The organism is Blastocatellia bacterium, from assembly GCA_016713405.1.
Taxonomy (GTDB): Bacteria; Acidobacteriota; Blastocatellia; order Chloracidobacteriales; family JADJPF01; genus JADJPF01.
Window position 1 is genome coordinate 121,582 of record JADJPF010000027.1, and the last position, 18,570, is coordinate 140,151.

The window sequence follows — 18,570 nt, forward strand, 5'->3', positions numbered from 1 at the left end:
ATTAGCAATGACTAATTTTATGTACTATTAACCTGTCTGACAAGGAGCAACTATGGTGAAAGTAAAAGTCTGTGGAATAACTAGTTATGACGATGCTATAGCTGCATTAGATTTAGGTGCAGAAGCAATAGGTTTTAATTTTTATAGTAAAAGCTCTCGCTATGTTGCTCCAGCAAATGCACGCGAAATTGTAGATAAACTGCCTCCATTTGTAAATTTAGTAGGCGTATTTGTTAATGAATTTAACCTAAGTGCAGTTAAAAGTATTGCAGAAATGGTTAAATTAAGCACAATTCAACTTCATGGAAATGAAAGTGCAGAATATTGCTCACAATTAACAGGTTGGCGAGTAATTAAAGCATTAAGAGTAAATGAAAATTTTGATCCAGGGCATGTTAAAGATTTTCGTGTTAGTGCTATTTTGTTAGATGCTTATTCAGCCGACACTTATGGAGGAACAGGAACGCTTTTTGACTGGCGTTTAGCTTTGGCAGCAAAACATTATTGCCCTAGAATAATTCTAGCTGGTGGCTTAAAACCAGAAAATGTTGTAGCAGCAATTAGAACTGTAAAGCCTTATGCTGTTGATGTTTGTAGCGGTGTAGAAGAATCTCCAGGACGTAAAGATAAAGTCTTGCTTCATACTTTTATGCAGGAAGTCCAACGTGGTCGTCAAGAAATGATGAAATCAACTACATCAAAATTATCCAGAGCTATTATTGATGAAGCACTTAGGTAGGTTTATTTAATGGACATATTAGAAAAAAATACTGACAAGGAAATAAAAGTTAATGATTTTACTAGCTGGCCTGATAGTAGTGGTCATTTTGGGCGTTATGGTGGTTGTTATGTCCCGGAAATCTTGATGTATCCATTAGAAGAGCTAATTTTAGCTTATCAGGAAGCACAAAAAGATCCAAAATTTATTACTGAACTAAGACATTTACTTAAGGTTTATGTTGGTCGTCCTACCCCATTATTCTTTGCTAGCCGTTTAAGTGAATATGCTGGTGGTGCAAAAATTTACTTGAAACGAGAAGACCTTAATCATACAGGCGCACATAAAATTAATAATGCACTCGGGCAAATTTTGCTTGCTCGTCGTATGGGTAAAGAAAGAATTATTGCTGAAACAGGTGCAGGCCAACATGGAGTTGCTACAGCAACAGTTTGTGCTTTAATGAACATGAAATGCCGTATTTATATGGGTACAGAAGATATGCGCCGACAAGCATTAAATGTTTTTCGTATGCGGTTATTAGGTGCAGAAGTTGTAGGAGTGGAGTCTGGTAGTCGTACTCTAAAAGATGCTATTAATGAAGCTTTACGTGATTGGGTGACAAATATTAATTCTACCTATTATTTATTAGGTTCTGCTCTAGGCCCTCATCCTTATCCTAAAATGGTTAGAGATTTTCAAGCTATCATTGGTCAAGAAGCTAGAATGCAAATTTTAGAAATAGCTGGACATCTGCCAGAGCTTTTAATTGCTGGTGTTGGTGGTGGAAGCAATGCTATAGGGCTATTTTCTGCTTTTTTAGCTGACAAGGAAGTTTCTATTGTTGGTGTAGAAGCTGGCGGACGAGGTGATAAACTTGGCGAACAGTTGCCAGGTTTCATACTGATGGAGGTGGACGGCCCGGAGTTTTGCAAGGTACTTTTAGCTATTTGCTACAAAATGAAGAAGGTCAAATTGCTACTACACATTCAATTTCTGCTGGGCTAGATTATCCAAGTGTTGGCCCTGAACATGCTTATTTACACGACACAGGACGTGTTAAGTATGTTAGCGCATCTGATAAAGAAGCTTTAGAGGCATTTCAATTATTAGCTAAATTAGAGGGAATAATTCCTGCTTTAGAATCTGCTCATGCTGTTGCTTACTCAATAGAGGCAGCAGCAAAATTAAGTAAAGATGCAAGTGTAATAGTCAATTTATCTGGACGCGGTGATAAAGATGTTCATACTGTGGCAGATGTTTTAGGAGTAGGTTTATGAGTAGAATTTCAGCAAAATTTCAAATGCTAGCAGAGAAAAAACAAAAAGCTTTAATACCTTATATTACGGCTGGAGATCCTGATTTAGAGACTACAGAAGCTTTGATACTTGCAATGGAAAGGCAAGGAGCAGATATTATTGAGCTAGGCATTCCATTTTCTGATCCAATGGCTGATGGGCCAGTAATTCAACGTGCTACCGAACGAGCATTGACAAAAGGAGTAAAATTGATAGATATTCTCCGTTTGGTTGAACGAATAAGAAAAGTTAGCCAAATACCAATAGTTTTATTTAGCTACTTTAACCCATTGCTACAATTTGGTTTGGAAAAATTAGCTCAAATGGCTAAAGAGGTTGGAGTAGATGCTATTTTAGTAACAGACCTTGCTCCAGAAGAAGCAAGTGATTTTTTAGAAATATTAAAGAAATACCAATTAAATATGATTTTTTTACTAACACCAACTAGCAGTGATCAAAGAATTGAAAAAATAGTAAAACTAGCTAGTGGGTTTCTTTATGTTGTTTCTCGTACGGGTATTACAGGCATACAACAAACTCTTTCAGATTCTATTATTCCATTAGTTAAAAGAATTAGACAATTTTCTTCTCTACCAATAGCAGTGGGTTTTGGTATCTCTTCATCAGAACATATAAGAGAGGTTTGGCAATATGCTGATGGGGCAATAGTGGGTAGCAGAATTGTTTCAGAAATAGAAACTTGTCAAGAAACAACAAAAGTAGTAGAAAAAGTAGAAATATTAGTTAAAGAGTTACTAGGAAAATAGCCTAGGTAGACAAATAGAATCGTAAAGTATTAAATCTATATTTATCTATTAATTATAATAAAGAAGGTTTTTTAGTATAAAGATAAGAAAATTTTTCTCGCTATTAGCAGGAAAATAGTCTAAATTCTATAGTTTCAAGCTTGAGTCTAGAAGTTTCTAAAATTTATTTTAAGCTTGAAGGCATTATTGAAAAGTTTACAAAATATCTACCAGCTAGTAGGTTTGCGTAAAGAAAATTAATAGGCAGCATTTAGCTTTGAGGTTATGACTGGTCAACAAATCTTAAATTACAAGATGGGCAAAAAACTAGGCGAAGGTGGGCAAGGGCAAGTTTACGAAGCTGAAGATATAAAGCTACGCCGCAAAGTTGCAATTAAATTTCTTCCCTCCGAACTGGTTGCCGATGAAAAATCCCGCAAACGTTTCTTAAGAGAAGCACAACTGGCTTCTGCCTTGGATCACCCAAATATATGTACTATTTATGAAATTAATGAGTTTGAAGGCATGCATTTTATTGTAATGCAATACCTAGAAGGCAAACGACTAAAACAAATGGTACGAGGTAATCCTTTAGAAATAGAATTTGCTATTTCTATTGCTTTACAACTAGCTGATGCTTTAGCTGCTGCACATGAAAAAGGGGTTATCCATCGAGATGTTAAAGCTACAAATATTATGGTCAATGACCGGGGTCAGGCAAAAATCCTAGATTTTGGTTTAGCTAAAGCTACTACTAATATTGGAGATCATGCAGTAAGAGATTTAACACAACAAGGAGTTCCATTTGGCACTGCTGGTTATATGTCTCCAGAACAAGCTAGAGGGCTTAATATTGATAGCCGTACAGATGTATTTTCTTTAGGTGTAGTTATCTATGAAATGGTGACAGGTAAGTTGCCATTTTTAGGCAAAAGTAGTGTAGAGATAATGCATGCTGTATTACATAATGAGCCTGTGCCAGTAATGCAAATAGTTCCTGACTTACCATTACGCTTACAGCAAATTATTGAAAAAGCAATGGCTAAGGAAGTTAATCAACGTTATCAATCAATCAGAGAACTTTTTAATGACCTTAAAGCACTAGAACGAGAACTAGGTAAAACAGGAAAATATTATGAACCCACACAATTAGTTAGTCCAAGACATAAAAAGAGTTCTTGGTTAAAAGATGGGATGATGAGTTGGTTATATAAACGTTTTCGTACTTCACGCGAATCAACTATTCCTTCTCAACCTACTCCGACACCTTCAGGTATAGGGGCAAGCAATACGCCTCCAATTCCTACAAATCGTTCTACAATTGATGAACTGCCACCACTTTTTGATACTAGCCCACCATCACAGATTAGGACTAATGATGTAAAAACTAGTGGTACAGAAAAACGTCGTACAGTAGCAATAATGCCTTTTAAGAATTTAAGCGGCAATCCAGAAACAGACTTTTATAGTTTTTCTTTAGCTGATAGCGTTATCACAGAACTAGCTTCCTTAAAATCTTTAGTTGTCCGTCCTTCTAGTTATATTGCTCGTTATCAAAATCAAGAAATAGACCCACAACAAGTAGGAAAAGAATTAGCAGTTGATGCAGTGCTAATCAGCACCTACTTAAAGGCTGGAAATAGATTTCGGGTAACTCCACAACTTGTTGATATTGCTAATAATGAAATTTTATGGAGTGACAAGATTGATGTTGATTATGAAGACATCATTACAATTCAAGATAAAATTTCTCATCACATAGTCCGAGGTTTATGTATAAATATTAGTGATGCAGAAAAAGGAACTCTATTTAAGGCTAGTACTACAAATGCAGAAGCCTATGAGCTTTACTTAAGAGGTCGTAGTAGTTACTATAAATTTATTTCTCAAACCTTAGGTAAAGAAGATATTGATGTAGCAATAGATTTGTTCCAAAAAGCTATTTCTATTGATGAAGGTTTTGCGCTAGCTCACTCTGGACTAGGAAATTGTTATGTTGATTATGTATTAAAAGGTATTGGTGGGGCTAGTTACTATGAACTTGCAGAAGAAGAGTTTAATAGGGCTTTAGAACTAGATTCTCGTCTAGTTGAACCACAACTAGGAATGGTTTATGTCTCATTACTTAAAGGACGTAAAGCCCGCGCACGTGAACAAATTAAAGTTTTGCTACGAACTGCTAGTAATGATTCTAAAGTCCATGAAACAGCAGCCGACATTTTCCGGTTAGATGGACTTTATAAACCAGCAATGCATGAATATGGACAAATGTTAAGAATGAACCCTAATGATATTGTTATGGTTAGTTATAACCGTGCTAGGGTATTTCTTTATCAGCATTTGTTTTCTGATGCTGTTGGAGAGTTAGAGTCTTGTTTAGCCATAGAACCAGGTCATGGATTTACTAGAATGTTTTTAGGCCAGGTTTATTATCATATGGGTGAAGTAGATCAAGCCATTGATTTACTTAATGATGTGCTAGATAAAAATCCTGCAATGTATGGTATGAGGCCGCTTCTAGCTGCATGTTATGTTTCTCGTGGTGAAACTGATAAGGCTAGAGCCTTAATTACTCCTCAAGTTATTGATGCTGCCTCGGCTGATCAAGATGTATCTTATTGGCTGGCTTCGGTTTATGCTTTAGAAGGTTCAAAAGATAAAGCATTAAAATGGTTAAGAAAAGCTATTGAATTAGGTAATGAAAACTATCCTTGGTTTACTAAAGATCGTAATTGGGGAAACTTACGTAAAGATACAGATTATAATCAAATTATAGATGATTTACGTAAGCGGTGGGAAGAGCTAAAAACAGAATTTCAAGAGTAGTTAAGGTTTTATTAGGAAAAAACGCGGAAGTAAAAAATAATTTTTCGTGCAATAAGTTCCAAAAACCGTTAGAATAGCGATAATTACACTTTTCTCAAAAAATAAAAAATCAAAAAATTATTATTTATAGTATATGCACTAGGGGAATCCTGCATGAGAACCTACGTAATCGGTGATATTCACGGCAGATTAAGCCAATTTAAAGCTTTAGTTAATAGTTTAGATTATGATCCATTAAAAGATAGAATAATTTTATTAGGAGACTTAATTGATCGTGGAGAAGATTCTCCTGGAGTTGTTAACTATGCCATAGAATTACAGGAACAAAGCCCAAATTTTATTTGTTTACGAGGCAATCATGAACAAATGCTTTTGGATTTAATTGAATATGGGGATTTACTTTGGCTAGTACCAGAAAATGGAGGTTCAATTACAATTGCCCAATATGGTTGTAAATATATTGAAGAAACCTCAACACTTAGCCTGCAAATTCCTGTTGCCCACCTAGAGTTTTTTAGTTCCACTCAGCCATATTTTGAAGATGAAAATGCCTATTATGTACATGCTGGAATTGCTGTTGGTAAACATCCTGGTGATTGTGATGAAGATACTTTAAGATGGAAACGAGACCCAATGTTTTTCCGACGTTATAATGGGAAACCTTGCTTTTTGGTCATACTCCAACTCGTTATTTACCAGCTAATGGACGTAAGCCACATGATATTTATATCTGTGGTTCAGCCGTAGGTATTGATACAGGTTGCGGGCCTGAAGACCCTTTAAGTTGTGTTAATGTAGAAACTATGAAGGTTTATCAATCTTATATAGATGGGGAAGTTGTTAGCTATCAAGCTAAAACACTTAATATTCCTCGTGTTGCAGTTTCTTAAAATAATTAAGAAAACATAATAGCAATTAACAGAGATTTTATAAAAAACTGAGGCATACACCTCAGTTTTTTATTTTTAAGTCAAGTTTTATTGAAAAAGTGACTTTACAGCACTATTAAATTAGTTGTTTAATGTCTCTTTATTCTTTTTAATATCTAAAAATAATAAATCCCCAAAATTTTGTTTAGGAAGGTCTTTTTATGGCTAGCAATAATAGTCAAATTTTGTCCTCTATTGAAAAATATATTACTGATACTGTACGCCAGAATAATTGCTTAAATTTTGATGATATAGATCCTGTTTTACTTGTACAGCATTTAGCTAATGATTTAGTTACAAAACGTTTTATTTGGTTAGGTAATGAGACTTATGTTCCAAGTAAATTGCTAGGCGTTTTGCCAATACCAGATGCAGATAAACTCGAAGAATTAGAAGTAATGTTTAACTCTAACAAATTTGTTACATTGTTAAATGCGTATATTTCTCAATCAGGATTTAAGATGTTTGGAGTGCTAAAAATAGAAATAAAGTTTGGTTCTCATGAAAGTACTAGAGATGGAAAATTTGCTATGGAATTTTGTTGGCCAGGTGCTGAAGAAGCTGTTGAAGATGTAACTGTTAAACTAGATGAAAGCCAAGGCCGAATATTAGAAGTCTATAACCTTAAACCAGAAATACCTCGTCTAGCTCGTTTGTCTTTAATTAGTGGTGAAGTTTATCGAGATAATTACTTAATTACTAAACGAATTACTAATATAGGTAGATTACGTAATGTTGTAGATAGAGAGACAGGAAATTTAATTAGACGAAATGATTTTGTGTTTGCACGTAATACAGATGATAGTTCTCCAAATAATTCTGTTTCTCGTCAACATGCTACTATTAAATTTCAATCAGAAAAATTTTATGTTTATGATAATGGAAGTGCTAATGGTACTGCAATTGAACGGGCTGGACTTGAGCCAATAGATGTACTTCCAGGAAACCCTCTAGGCATACAATTAGAACATTATGATATTGTTCGTTTTGGAACTGCCTTAGTACGATTTGAAGATAATGCAAAAATTGGAGTTACTATTGATAGGGATGCTGTACAACCACAAGCTGAAAGCGAAGGGCCAGTAGAAACACAAACAACTATTAAGTTGACTAGAGAACAAATTGAAGCAGAAATGCGCAAACTACTTGATTCTGAATAGTAAAATTGTTGGAGTAATAATGCCTAAAAAACCTTTCAAAATTGAAGAAGGCAGTTGTGTTGTACTACATTTACATAACCCTAGGGAAAAGCTGTGGGGATTAATTACAGATATATCTATTTCAGGTATACAAATAAGAGGTATTGATCTACATACTTTTGATGATTGGGTGCGCATGATTATGCGTAATGAGCATAATATTGCTTTAACACATGTATTTTTCCCTATGTGGAGAGTAGAAAGAATAACTTTAGATGAAACTGTTGGAGAAATACCATCTCTACAAAAAGTTTTTGAGCTTAGGGTAGGTATGAGTTTAAGAGACTATTTAGGAGAAGATGACCTAATTAGCTAGAGAAAGATTTTTACTCTTAAAATAATTCTAATAAAAAAGCTCTGGATTATATTTTCCAGGGCTTTTTACTTTTTTATAAAAACCTTGGGAACTTTTTTACTTACTTAGTTGTCTATTGGAAGCAAATAGAAAAACAATCTAACTATTTAATATTGGAGGATTTATGGCACGACGAAGTATCCGACTAGAAAATATTAGTGTATCTGCACCTTGTAAGGCTGACTGGAATAAAATGTTAGGTAATGACCAAGTAAGATTTTGCCAAGAATGTAAACTTAATGTTTATAATCTTTCTGGAATGTCTAGCAAGCAAGCAGAAGATGTTATTCGAGCTAAGGAGGGTAATTTGTGTGTGCGGTTTTATCGTCGTGCTGATGGAACAGTGCTAACTCAAAATTGCCCTGTAGGATTAAAAGCTATAAAACAAAAGGTTGCTCGCACTGCTACAGCTATTATTTCAGCTACAATAGCTTTTTTTACTGGTTTAGGTGGTTGGTATAACTTGCAGCCAAATTTAGAACTAGAAAGTCCTTCTTCAGAACAACTTCTTATTCTAGGAGGCACAACAGTTCCACTCTCACCTTCAGAAAATAAGCAAGCTGATAAGCCTCAAGGAGAAATGCTAATGGGGGTTATAGTTGACACTTCTGTTCCACCACCTCCTGTAGATAATACTAATGATGAATTAGTTAATGAAGTCCCTAGTCTTGTACATCGTAGCGAAGGCATTATCAGAAATAATGCTATTAAGAGAGTTAATCCAGTATATCCAGCTTTAGCAAAAACAGCGCATGTTTCAGGTGATGTAGTTTTGAATATTGTTATTGATGAATCTGGAAAAGTTGAAAATACTTATGTAGTGTCAGGACATCCATTATTACAAAAGACTGCTATGGATGCTGCGCAAAAATGGCAGTTTAGACCAACTTTACTTGAACATACTCCTGTAAAAGTTCAGGGTAAATTAACCTTCAGATTTGTTTTATAAAGCCCAAAAGTTTGCTAATTAGTGACTATTAAAAGACAATCGACTAAGCATTGAGCAAAGGTAGATAGAGCAACTATCTACCTTTTTTGTTTTAAAAACAGAGTTTTGAAAATAATTAAACTAGATAGATATCTTAAAAAATTATAATTAATTATTTACATAGTTATAAAATACTTTATAGAATACTTTAAATATTAATAATTTGTGTTGTTTATTAGTATAAAATGTTTATACTATTTTTTCATTATACTATATTTATGTTAGGTTTTTTATTAATTTAAGTAGGGAAATAGACTAAGCGTTATGGAATTATTTTAGGTGTTATAAACAAAATTGTCTAACTAAAAGTAGAAGCCATTACACAAATAAAAAATAACTTGTCTCCAAAACTAGGTATTTTAAGTAAAGAATATGAGCAAAACCGCAACCTTAAAGTTGTGGTTTTCTTGTCTAAGGAGGATGAAATAATGATCATCAATCCCTTGCAAATAGAATTTATTGAACCTGAAGAAGAACTTTTAATACGTCAGTCAAAGATAGAATGGAGAGAAACAGTAGATACAATTAGAGATTTAATAATAGTAGAAAATATGGATGGGACAATAAGACGATGTAACAGAGTAGTGTGTAAATTTTTTAACCTTAATTTTCAAAGACTTATAGGCTTTTCATTACTAGAGCTTTTTAAGAACCATTTGCAGATTCCAATGGATTTTATAGAAGCTTTTTGGCCTAATGGAATATTTCGTGTAGGAGTTTGTCAGGTTCAAAATATAGAGGGTAATAAATGGTATGAAATAAATAACAACTCTATTGTTCATGGAGGATTTAAAAAACTTCAGTTAACGGTTGGGTACATGTAATAAAAGATATAACTGCTCATAAAACGGCTGAAATGGTTATGAAACACTTAGGTGCAGCTATAGAACAAACTGATGATTCAATATTAATTACAAATGGATGTGGGCATATAGAATATACAAATCCCTCATTTGAAAACTTAACTAATTGGGAATTTGAAGAGGTAAAAGGGCTACATTTTCTTTCCTTATTAGCTCCTTGTTCTGGAGCAGCAAAAATTGAAGCTCTAAACCAAGCTATTGAATTTAAGCAAGTTTGGCGTGGAGTTTGTGTTTTGCTTCGCAAAGATGGTTCAACCTATCAGGCTGAGATGACTGTTTCACCTGTACGCAATGAAAAAAACGATTTATTAAACTTTGTTGTTGTTGGCCGTGATGTTACAGAAAAATCTAGACTTGAATCTATGGCTGAAGCGGTAAATGCAATGGATAATGTTGGTTATATTTTTTCTGGAATTAGACATGAATTAGGTAATCCTATTAATTCCATTAAAACTGCTTTAACTGTTCTTAGAGCGGATATAGATGCTTTACCTGCGGCGCGAGTTGCTGAATTTATTGATAGAACTCTTATAGAAGTTGGCAGAGTTGAGTATTTACTAAGGTCATTAAAGACTTTTAGTATGCATGAAAATCCAAATATCCAAAGTACATCGCTTGTAGCCTTTTTTGAAAAATTCTTATCTCTAATCAAAAATGATTTTATAAAACAAGGGATCTTTATTAATTATTTTATTGAAATACCCATTGCAAATTGCCTAGTAGACCAAAGAGCCTTACATCAAATACTTATTAATTTAATAACTAATGCAGCAGATGCTCTAAAAGAACAGTCTGAGCCTATGATTAATATTGTTGTTTACCCATCTGGCTCTCAGATTGAAATAAAAGTTAAAGATAATGGTTGTGGTATGAGTGATAAGCAAATAGCGAATTTATTTAAACCTTTTTATACTTCAAAACCGCATGGAACAGGTCTAGGGCTTGTTATTGTTAAAAGAATGATAACAAAAATGAATGGAACTATAAGTATAAAAAGTTTATTGGGGATAGGAACTGAAGTAACATTATCTTTGGAGGCTTCATTAAGTGACTAAAAATCTTGTAAAAGCAAAGTTACTTATTTTAGATGATGATCAACTATTTTGTGATACCTTGAAATTGTTTTTTCGACAAGATCCAATATCTATTTCATCTGCCCATTCTATTAAACAGGCCCAAGAACTTTGTTTAGAAAATAAGTACGACGTTGTACTACTTGATAATAACCTTCCTGATGGTAATGGACTAGATCTTTTACCTAGTCTTTTTAAGGTCAATGAAAACACTAAAATTATTCTTATTACAGCTTATCCTAACTTAGATAATGCAATCGCTGCTATAAAGGTGGGAGTATATGATTATGTTTCTAAACCTATTCAACTTGAAGAATTGCGTGTTGTTGTTCAAAGAGCAACAAGAATAAAAGAACTTGAGCAGGTAGAACAAATACAAAACTATAAAGATAACTTTGAAAGTGAAAATAGTATTTTAGTAGGCGGTTCTTTGGTTTTTGATGAGATTAGGCAAATGATAAAAAAGGCTTCAAATAATCTTGCTCCTGTTTTAATAACTGGTGAAACAGGAACAGGAAAAAATATTCTTGCTAAAGCAATTCATTTTGGAAGAGCAGAAAAAACAAATGCTTTTATTAGTGTAAATTGCGCAGCATTACCAGAAAATCTTATAGAAGCAGAACTTTTTGGTGTTGAAAAAGGGGCATTTACTGGGGCCATTCAAACACGTAAAGGTGCTTTTGAAATAGCGGATGGAGGCACTCTTTTTCTTGATGAAATAGGAGAAATGCCATTTTCCTTACAATCAAAACTTTTAACTGTTTTAGAAGATAACAAAATAAAGAAAATAGGTGGAGAAATAGCAAGAAAAGTAAATGTAAGAATTATTGCTGCAACTAATGCTAATCCTGAACAAGCTATTGCTAGAGGACAATTACGTAAAGATATATTTTATCGTTTAAGTGTTATACATATACATTTGCCTCCTCTTAGAGAAAGAAAAGATGATATAGAAGACTTATGTAATTTTTTTATTAGGAAACTTGCTCCAGGACGTAATGTAAGTTTAGAAGAATCGGAAATAGAAATCCTAAAAAATTATTTATGGCCAGGAAATGTAAGAGAGCTAAAAAACTTAATAGAACGTTCTTTAATTCTTCAAGAAGGCGACTGTATTTATCCATCTTCTCTACTATTTAATAATAAAAAATCAGTGCGAAAAAATAAAATAATACAAAAAACAGATTCAGAAACCTTAAAACTTGAAGAAATAGAACGTCAACATATTCTTAAGGTGTTTGAGCTAGAAGAAAAAAACTATTCTCGAACAGCAGAAACCCTTGGAATATCTTTTTCAACTCTAAAAAGAAAATTAACCTTATATGGAATCCGCATACCTGTTCAAAATGAACACCTAGCAAAATAGCCTACTCATTTTGAATAGGTAAAACCTAATAAAACAAGCTTTTATTAAATTCTGGAAAATTCTATAACTTTAGCTCACAAAAAATAGTTTTTATTAGCCATTATTAATCAATAAGTTACACTGTTAAAACTTAAAAAGTATTACTATGTTTTATCTATGGCATAAATATTGCTGTAGGTAATGATATCATTAAACTAGCAGATTATATTGTAGGAAAAATAAATAATGATTACTGTCTTAATAGTAGATGATGAAGCATTATTCTTAGCTAGTTTAGTGGAGGGTCTTTCAAAATACTCAAATGAGTTTCAAGTAAAAACAGCATCAAATGGGCTAGATGCCTTATCAATCCTTGATAGCTATAACATTGATTTAGTAATAACAGACCTAAAAATGCCAACAATGGATGGCTTTCAATTAATAGCAGAAATGATGGAAACCTATCCGCTAATTCCAGTTGTTGTAATGACAGCTTTTGGCACTAGTACAATGGAAGATCAGCTTTCTCAATTTGGAATTCTAGGCTTTCTTGAAAAGCCTATAGATCTTTATGGGCTTACAGAGAAAATACGAAGTTATCGAGCTATTGCAATAAAAGGTCATATTCAAGGAATAACACTTTTTAGCTTTCTTCAACTTGTTGAAATAGAACAAAAAACACTTTCATTAAAAATCTTATCTGAACAAAAAGAAGGATATCTTTTTTTTGTAGAAGGAAAGCTTATACATGCTCGGTATGAAATTTATCAAGGAGAAGAAGCCGCTTGTAAAATAGTTTGTTGGGAAAATGTTGAAATAGAAATAATAGAAAAATTTAAAAAGGTAAAACCTACAATCCAAAATTCTCTTACCAATCTTTTGATGGAAGCAGCTAGGTTAAAAGATGAAGCAGATAGGCAAGCAGAAAATTTTGAAGAAAAAGATTTAATTTTTTTGGAAGATTCTCAAATTAGTACAGAAAATTACTCTAAGAGTATCAGCGAATTAACTTTAATATCCGAAAACACAATAGGAAAGGAAATAAACATGGCAGGCAATATTAATCAAACTCTCAGCGAATTTATGCAAATAGATGGAGCAATGGCAATGGCTCTGGTTGACTCTAAAAGTGGAATGGCTCTTGGAACAATAGGTAGTGGTATAAATCTTGAACTTGCAGCAGCAGGTAATAGTGAAGTAATTCGGGCTAAAATGAAAGTTATGGCAAATTTAGGTCTAAAAGATAAAATTGAAGATATTTTGATTAGTTTAGGAAGCCAATATCATCTTATTAGACCGCTATCAAACCACCCACATCTATTTATTTATATGGTACTTAATAGAGCGCAATCAAACCTTGCTCTTGCACGTCATAAGCTAGCAGAAGGTGAAAAACAACTTGAAGTTTAATTTAATAATTGTAAAAAATAGACCAGTTTCAACTGGTCTATTTTTAGTTTATTTAGTTTATTTAGTTTATTTATTAACACTTACTCTAGCTAAAATCCAATCTCCAACTTCTTTTAATGCTACAGGAGCAAAGGTTTCCTCTATTGAGCCATATTCAGTTGGCGAACCTGTTTTAGCAGTTTGAAATAGGTGATTTAAGTTAGGAAAACTTTTTATTTGAAAATCCTTGTTTTTAGCTTCTTTTAAGGCTTTTTCAATTTCTGATAAGTTTTCTTGGTAAGGAACTTGTAAATCTTTCTCTCCATTAACAGCTAAAACAGGACATTTAACGTTTTTTAATGTTGGTCTAGGGTCATATTCTAAAAAGAAACGAAACCAACTAGAAACAAAACGCCCAAGACTAGACTCTATTTGCGCATCAGTTATATCTGCTGGAATACCAAGAGCTTGTTTTTCTTCTTTGCTAAATTTAGCATAAAATTTCTTAGATTCTTCTACTAGTTTCTTTTTAGCTATAACATCATCTTTTTCTGCTTTTAAGATTTGAAAAGAAATTTCTTGTAACTCTTGACTACTTGCAATGGCCTGATCGCTTGCTCCACCTGCTTTAGCAATTAATGCACCTTGAAGTTTGATAATCTCACTACCTGTTAAACCAGGGCCAGCTAGCAAAACTATAAAAGCAATATCTGTTGACTTAGTTGCTACCATTGGAGCAATAATGCCGCCTTCACTATGACCAATTAGACCTATTTGTTTTGGGTTTATACTTTTATGAGTCTTCAAAAATTCAACACCAGCTAAAACATCTTCAGCATAATTTTCGCTAGTTTCTGTAGCAACATTCTTGGATGAACCTCCAACACCCCTGTCATCAACCCTTAATACTGCAATTCCTTGACGAGTTAAATAATCAGATAAAACTAAAAAGGGCTTATGTCCAAAAATTTCTTCGTCCCGATTTTGAGGGCCTGAACCAGTAATTAAAATTACTGCCGCAAAAGGAGCTTTACTTGCTTTTGGTAAGCTAAGTGTTCCTGCTAGCTTGATTGCATCTTTTTTGTTTTCATAGCTAACTTCTTGTTCCTCATAAGGATAAGGTGTTTTAGGGTGTTGAGGGCGATTTAGTGTAACTGGCGCGTCTTGACGCTTAAAAGTAAGTGGGAATTTACCTTGGCCTTGCTTAAATTCTCCCACAATTTCGCCATTTTCTAACTTTCCAGTAAAAGTAATACCAAATTGCTTGGCTTCAAAATTTACTGCTCCTTCTTGATAAGTAATTTTATCTATTGCTAGATCTTTTGCTCCTTGATCAATACTGTCAAAAGTTGCTGTAAAACTTCCATCATCTTTAGCTACAATCTTTAGCCCTAATCGCAGCTTAATAGCATTTATCTCTAATGTGCCTAACCAATTACCCGCAATCGTTTTCTCTGCTGGCTGTGCTAAAGCTATATTACCTAAAAGCAATATTGTAGATAATATAAAGAATAATGAAATAATCTTAGATATTGCTACTGAACTAGTTATTTGCATTTGCTTTACCTCTAATTTTTAATTGCTATTTTGTATAGTGTATACGGACACTATACACTTAAAATAATTAGAAGGCAATAAAAATATAGAAAAATTATTATAAAGTCATAAAATATTTTTAGTACTTAAAATAAATAGTTGATTATTAGGGGTTTAGTATAAAGACTATTTTTCAAGAATAATCCATTTAGCATCTTTAAGTAAAAACCGCTTTTTCATTTTTTCTAAATCACTTCCTTTGTCAACAGGAATACCAGCTTTAGGTAATTCATTTTCTTTAGGTACAAAAACAGGTAGGTCATCTTTTTCAATTACTATACCTGTAACACGAAGTTTTTTACCTTGACGAGTGCCTAAATAAAATCCTGAGGGCCAAGCATCTAAATTATCAATCCAGATATCTGGGCCATCGCCTATAAGTAAAGCTCCTAGCTTAGCGTCTACTGCTGTACCTTCTACAGTAATTTCTTTATTAAGATAATTTGCCCAATTCATAGGCCAGGCGATCAAGGATGCTCCATTGTTAATATTATTTACAGGTTTATTATTAGCACAATTGCTTAAAGACATTGCTAAAACAGCTATTAAACTAATAAAAAGTAGTTTCATAAAAATTTTTCCTTAAAATTTATCTATATTATTTTCATAAAGTAACAAAAATTTAACAGTAACAACAAGGAAAATATCTGTTAAAATCTTTTTGCCATATAAAAATTTGTTGGGCATTAGTTGACAAGGAATAAATTTAAATTGTAAAACTTACTTTTCATAAGCAACCTTTAACTAAATCCAATAATATAAATAATAACAACTAATAAATTGAGATATTACATGAAGATTTATAAAGTCGCCTTGGTAATATTATTTTTATGTTCAATCATCGCGTTAAGCGGCTATTTTTGGCATTATCATCACATTCATCAATATGATCCAATGATTACACGTATTGCTAGCCGATATGGACTTGACCCATTGCTAGTAAAATCACTTATTTATGAGGAATCATATTTTAAGAAAGATGCTCGTTCTAATGCTGGGGCCATAGGATTAATGCAGGTTACTCCAATTACAGTTAAAGAATGGACTAGACAAACCAATCAAGATGACTTAAATAAAGCTTTTCCTAATGCTAGTGAAAATAGAGATATTAAGACAAGTTCTTCAGATTTGGAAAAATTACTAACATATCCAGAAATCAATTTGCAGTTAGGATGTTGGTATCTAGATAATTTGATGAAAAGATATTCTAATTTAGATGATGCTTTACCTATGGTTTTAGCTAGTTATAATGCTGGGCCATCACATGCTCAACGTTGGCAACAACTTACTTATCAAAAGGAAAAAAATAGAAAAAATAAATATAGAGATCTTTACTTAGAACAAATAGACTTTCCAGAAACAAAACGCTATGTTAATAGTGTTTTAGTACGCTATAACAAACAAAAACAAACCTTTGAAGATTCAAATACTATTAGCTGGATTTTTAAGCAATAGGTTTGTCACCCCATTCTAAGCTATGCTATATTAGCAATTTAACTAAATAAACACTTTGTAAATAAAAGAAAGAAAAACTAGTGTCTAATAGAGTAGAGATTCTTCCAATTGGTGGCCTAGGTGAATTTGGGATGAATTGCCTAGCAATTCGTTATCAAGATGAAATTATTATTGTTGATGCTGGGCTAATGTTTCCTGACCCTCATTACTGGGGTGTAGATATTATTGTTCCAGATTTTAGCTATTTAGAAGAAAACCGCGATAAAGTGCGTGCATTAATTCTGACACATAGTCATGAAGATCATATTGGATCAGTTCCTTTTTTGCTAAAAGCAATAAATATTCCTGTTTATAGCACCCCTTATACTGCTGCCGTGCTTGCTTCTAAACTGGACGAGCATAATTTATTAGATGAAGTATTAATACATACTGTAAAACCAAAGCAAATTATTGACCTTGAACCATTTCAAATTGAATTTATTCGAGTTTCTCATTCCACTACAGATTGTGCTGCTTTAGCTATTCGTACACCTGTTGGAGTAATTATTCATACAGGAGATTTTAAGTTTGATGAAACTCCTGTTTGTGGCAGTCCAATAGATATTGCTTCGCTACGTCGATATGGGGATGAAGGAGTTTTGGCACTGCTTTCAGATTCTACTAATGTTGAACGTCCTGGCCGGATGTACTCAGAAAAAGATGTAATTCCTGCGCTTGAAAATATTTTTGATAAAACTTCAGGTAGAATAATTGTTAGTTGCTTTACTTCAAGTATTCACCGAATACAAATTATTTTTGATTTAGCCAAAACCTTTCGGCGTAGGGTGACTGTTATTGGCCGTAGCATGATCCGTAATATTGATACAGCAGAAAGCATGCGTTATTTAGATATACCTGATGGAATTTTAATTACTCCTGCTGATGCACAGCGTCTTGCACCACATCAAGTAACAATGCTAGTAACAGGTTGCCAGGGTGAACCAATGTCAGCACTTTCACGCATGGCAGTAGATAATCATAAACAAGCCAAAATACTTGCTGGCGATACAGTTGTTCTTTCTGCTAGACAAATTCCAGGTAATGAAAAATCTATTTCTCGTCTAATTAATCATTTATACAAACATCATGCTAAGGTTTATGACTCAACAAGTGGCCGTATTCATGTTTCTGGGCATGGTTCACAAGAAGATTTAGAACTAATGCTAGATGCTGTAAGACCAAAATATTTTATTCCTATTCATGGAGAATATAGACAACTTTACCAACATAAACAATTTGCTTGTCAGCTTGGTTATAAATCTGACGAAGTTCTACTGGTTGAATCTGGTGATGTTATTGAGCTACAAAAAGATTCTGTTTCTGTGGTAGGTAAAATTGCTGTTGGACGTAGATATATTGATTCTACAGGTGTTGGAGAAATAGAAGATTTAATTGTTCGTGACCGTAAGCGTTTAGCTTATGATGGAATTGTTGTTCCTATTGTTGCAATCAATAAAGCTACAGGTTTTATTGATGGAAAATTAGAAATTGTTACTAGAGGAGTTAATATTCCTGATCAAGAAAAAGAATATATAGCCAAACTATCAAACTTAATTACTCAAACAATTGCTACTTCTAGCAAAGAAGAAAAACAAGATGAAATAATAATTAAAGAAAAAATTAGAGTGGAGCTAAAACGCTTTATTCAACGTGGAACAGGATATCGACCAATGATTATCCCTGTTATCTTAGAAACTTAAAAGCCCTAGCAAACTTACTAGGGCTTTGCAAAAAAATGTTAATTTCTAACA

Annotated in this window: 16 protein-coding genes and 1 pseudogene; 15 read left to right on the plus strand and 2 right to left on the minus strand. The window is 33.2% G+C overall.

From position 1 onward, the window contains the following. Positions 1-52: 52 nt before the first annotated feature. The 13 genes and pseudogenes from IPK14_26260 (at position 53) to IPK14_26320 (ending at position 13,750) form a co-directional block, all read left to right on the plus strand. Positions 53-739, plus strand: coding sequence for a phosphoribosylanthranilate isomerase (locus IPK14_26260; protein MBK7996748.1), 687 nt, complete (start codon positions 53-55; stop codon positions 737-739). A gap of 9 nt (positions 740-748) precedes the next feature. After that, a pseudogene (trpB, locus tag IPK14_26265) lies at positions 749-1,998 on the plus strand (tryptophan synthase subunit beta). After that, positions 1,995-2,783, plus strand: a complete 789-nt coding sequence (locus tag IPK14_26270) for a tryptophan synthase subunit alpha (GenBank protein ID MBK7996749.1) — start codon at positions 1,995-1,997, stop codon at positions 2,781-2,783. Before trpB ends, IPK14_26270 begins: the two are co-directional and overlap by 4 nt. A gap of 264 nt (positions 2,784-3,047) precedes the next feature. Next, entirely contained in the window at positions 3,048-5,588 is a 2,541-nt protein-coding gene (locus IPK14_26275) for a protein kinase (GenBank protein MBK7996750.1), read from the plus strand. Positions 5,589-5,741: 153 nt separating this feature from the next. After that, a complete protein-coding gene (locus tag IPK14_26280; protein ID MBK7996751.1) occupies positions 5,742-6,335 on the plus strand; it encodes a metallophosphoesterase in 594 nt (197 codons plus the stop codon). Next, positions 6,251-6,478, plus strand: a complete 228-nt coding sequence (locus IPK14_26285) for a hypothetical protein (protein MBK7996752.1) — start codon at positions 6,251-6,253, stop codon at positions 6,476-6,478. Before IPK14_26280 ends, IPK14_26285 begins: the two co-directional genes overlap by 85 nt. Before the next feature lie 200 nt (positions 6,479-6,678). Then, positions 6,679-7,677, plus strand: coding sequence for an FHA domain-containing protein (locus IPK14_26290; GenBank protein ID MBK7996753.1), 999 nt, complete (start codon positions 6,679-6,681; stop codon positions 7,675-7,677). A gap of 19 nt (positions 7,678-7,696) precedes the next feature. Beyond that, entirely contained in the window at positions 7,697-8,032 is a 336-nt protein-coding gene (locus tag IPK14_26295) for a hypothetical protein (GenBank protein ID MBK7996754.1), read from the plus strand. A gap of 163 nt (positions 8,033-8,195) precedes the next feature. Further along, the gene (locus tag IPK14_26300; protein ID MBK7996755.1) at positions 8,196-9,020 is read left to right on the plus strand and encodes a TonB family protein; all 825 of its coding nucleotides are present in this window, start codon (positions 8,196-8,198) and stop codon (positions 9,018-9,020) included. Positions 9,021-9,487: 467 nt separating this feature from the next. Beyond that, the gene (locus IPK14_26305) at positions 9,488-9,883 is read left to right on the plus strand and encodes a hypothetical protein (GenBank protein ID MBK7996756.1); all 396 of its coding nucleotides are present in this window, start codon (positions 9,488-9,490) and stop codon (positions 9,881-9,883) included. A 38-nt stretch (positions 9,884-9,921) separates the two neighbouring features. Then, the gene (locus IPK14_26310; GenBank protein MBK7996757.1) at positions 9,922-10,977 is read left to right on the plus strand and encodes a PAS domain-containing sensor histidine kinase; all 1,056 of its coding nucleotides are present in this window, start codon (positions 9,922-9,924) and stop codon (positions 10,975-10,977) included. Beyond that, on the plus strand, positions 10,970-12,361 hold the full coding sequence (locus tag IPK14_26315; GenBank protein MBK7996758.1) for a sigma-54-dependent Fis family transcriptional regulator: 1,392 nt from the start codon (positions 10,970-10,972) through the stop codon (positions 12,359-12,361). Before IPK14_26310 ends, IPK14_26315 begins: the two co-directional genes overlap by 8 nt. A gap of 225 nt (positions 12,362-12,586) precedes the next feature. Continuing rightward, positions 12,587-13,750, plus strand: coding sequence for a response regulator (locus IPK14_26320; GenBank protein ID MBK7996759.1), 1,164 nt, complete (start codon positions 12,587-12,589; stop codon positions 13,748-13,750). A gap of 66 nt (positions 13,751-13,816) precedes the next feature. Here the strand turns inward: IPK14_26320 and IPK14_26325 are convergent, their stop codons facing one another. Both IPK14_26325 and IPK14_26330 read right to left on the minus strand, forming a co-directional pair. Beyond that, on the minus strand, positions 13,817-15,286 hold the full coding sequence (locus tag IPK14_26325) for an alpha/beta fold hydrolase (GenBank protein ID MBK7996760.1): 1,470 nt from the start codon (positions 15,284-15,286) through the stop codon (positions 13,817-13,819). 165 nt (positions 15,287-15,451) lie between these two features. Next, the gene (locus IPK14_26330) at positions 15,452-15,895 is read right to left on the minus strand and encodes a hypothetical protein (protein ID MBK7996761.1); all 444 of its coding nucleotides are present in this window, start codon (positions 15,893-15,895) and stop codon (positions 15,452-15,454) included. 222 nt (positions 15,896-16,117) lie between these two features. Between IPK14_26330 and IPK14_26335 the strand changes: the two genes are divergently transcribed. Together IPK14_26335 and IPK14_26340 are read left to right on the plus strand one after the other, a co-directional pair. Further along, positions 16,118-16,780 carry a lytic transglycosylase domain-containing protein gene (locus tag IPK14_26335; GenBank protein ID MBK7996762.1) on the plus strand — a complete coding sequence of 221 codons (663 nt, stop codon included), beginning with the start codon at positions 16,118-16,120 and terminating at the stop codon, positions 16,778-16,780. A gap of 131 nt (positions 16,781-16,911) precedes the next feature. Then, entirely contained in the window at positions 16,912-18,519 is a 1,608-nt protein-coding gene (locus IPK14_26340) for a ribonuclease J (protein ID MBK7996763.1), read from the plus strand. The last annotated feature ends 51 nt before the right edge of the window (positions 18,520-18,570 follow it).

Coding starts and splice junctions, on each gene's coding strand:
- IPK14_26270 (MBK7996749.1), top strand. CDS start 1,995: ATGAGTAGAATTTCAGCAAAATTTCAAATGCTAGCAGAGAAAAAACAA.
- IPK14_26295 (MBK7996754.1), top strand. CDS start 7,697: ATGCCTAAAAAACCTTTCAAAATTGAAGAAGGCAGTTGTGTTGTACTA.
- IPK14_26300 (MBK7996755.1), top strand. CDS start 8,196: ATGGCACGACGAAGTATCCGACTAGAAAATATTAGTGTATCTGCACCT.
- IPK14_26320 (MBK7996759.1), top strand. CDS start 12,587: ATGATTACTGTCTTAATAGTAGATGATGAAGCATTATTCTTAGCTAGT.
- IPK14_26260 (MBK7996748.1), top strand. CDS start 53: ATGGTGAAAGTAAAAGTCTGTGGAATAACTAGTTATGACGATGCTATA.
- IPK14_26305 (MBK7996756.1), top strand. CDS start 9,488: ATGATCATCAATCCCTTGCAAATAGAATTTATTGAACCTGAAGAAGAA.
- IPK14_26290 (MBK7996753.1), top strand. CDS start 6,679: ATGGCTAGCAATAATAGTCAAATTTTGTCCTCTATTGAAAAATATATT.
- IPK14_26330 (MBK7996761.1), bottom strand. CDS start 15,895: ATGAAACTACTTTTTATTAGTTTAATAGCTGTTTTAGCAATGTCTTTA.
- IPK14_26340 (MBK7996763.1), top strand. CDS start 16,912: ATGAATTGCCTAGCAATTCGTTATCAAGATGAAATTATTATTGTTGAT.
- IPK14_26275 (MBK7996750.1), top strand. CDS start 3,048: ATGACTGGTCAACAAATCTTAAATTACAAGATGGGCAAAAAACTAGGC.
- IPK14_26310 (MBK7996757.1), top strand. CDS start 9,922: ATGAAACACTTAGGTGCAGCTATAGAACAAACTGATGATTCAATATTA.
- IPK14_26335 (MBK7996762.1), top strand. CDS start 16,118: ATGAAGATTTATAAAGTCGCCTTGGTAATATTATTTTTATGTTCAATC.
- IPK14_26325 (MBK7996760.1), bottom strand. CDS start 15,286: ATGCAAATAACTAGTTCAGTAGCAATATCTAAGATTATTTCATTATTC.
- IPK14_26280 (MBK7996751.1), top strand. CDS start 5,742: ATGAGAACCTACGTAATCGGTGATATTCACGGCAGATTAAGCCAATTT.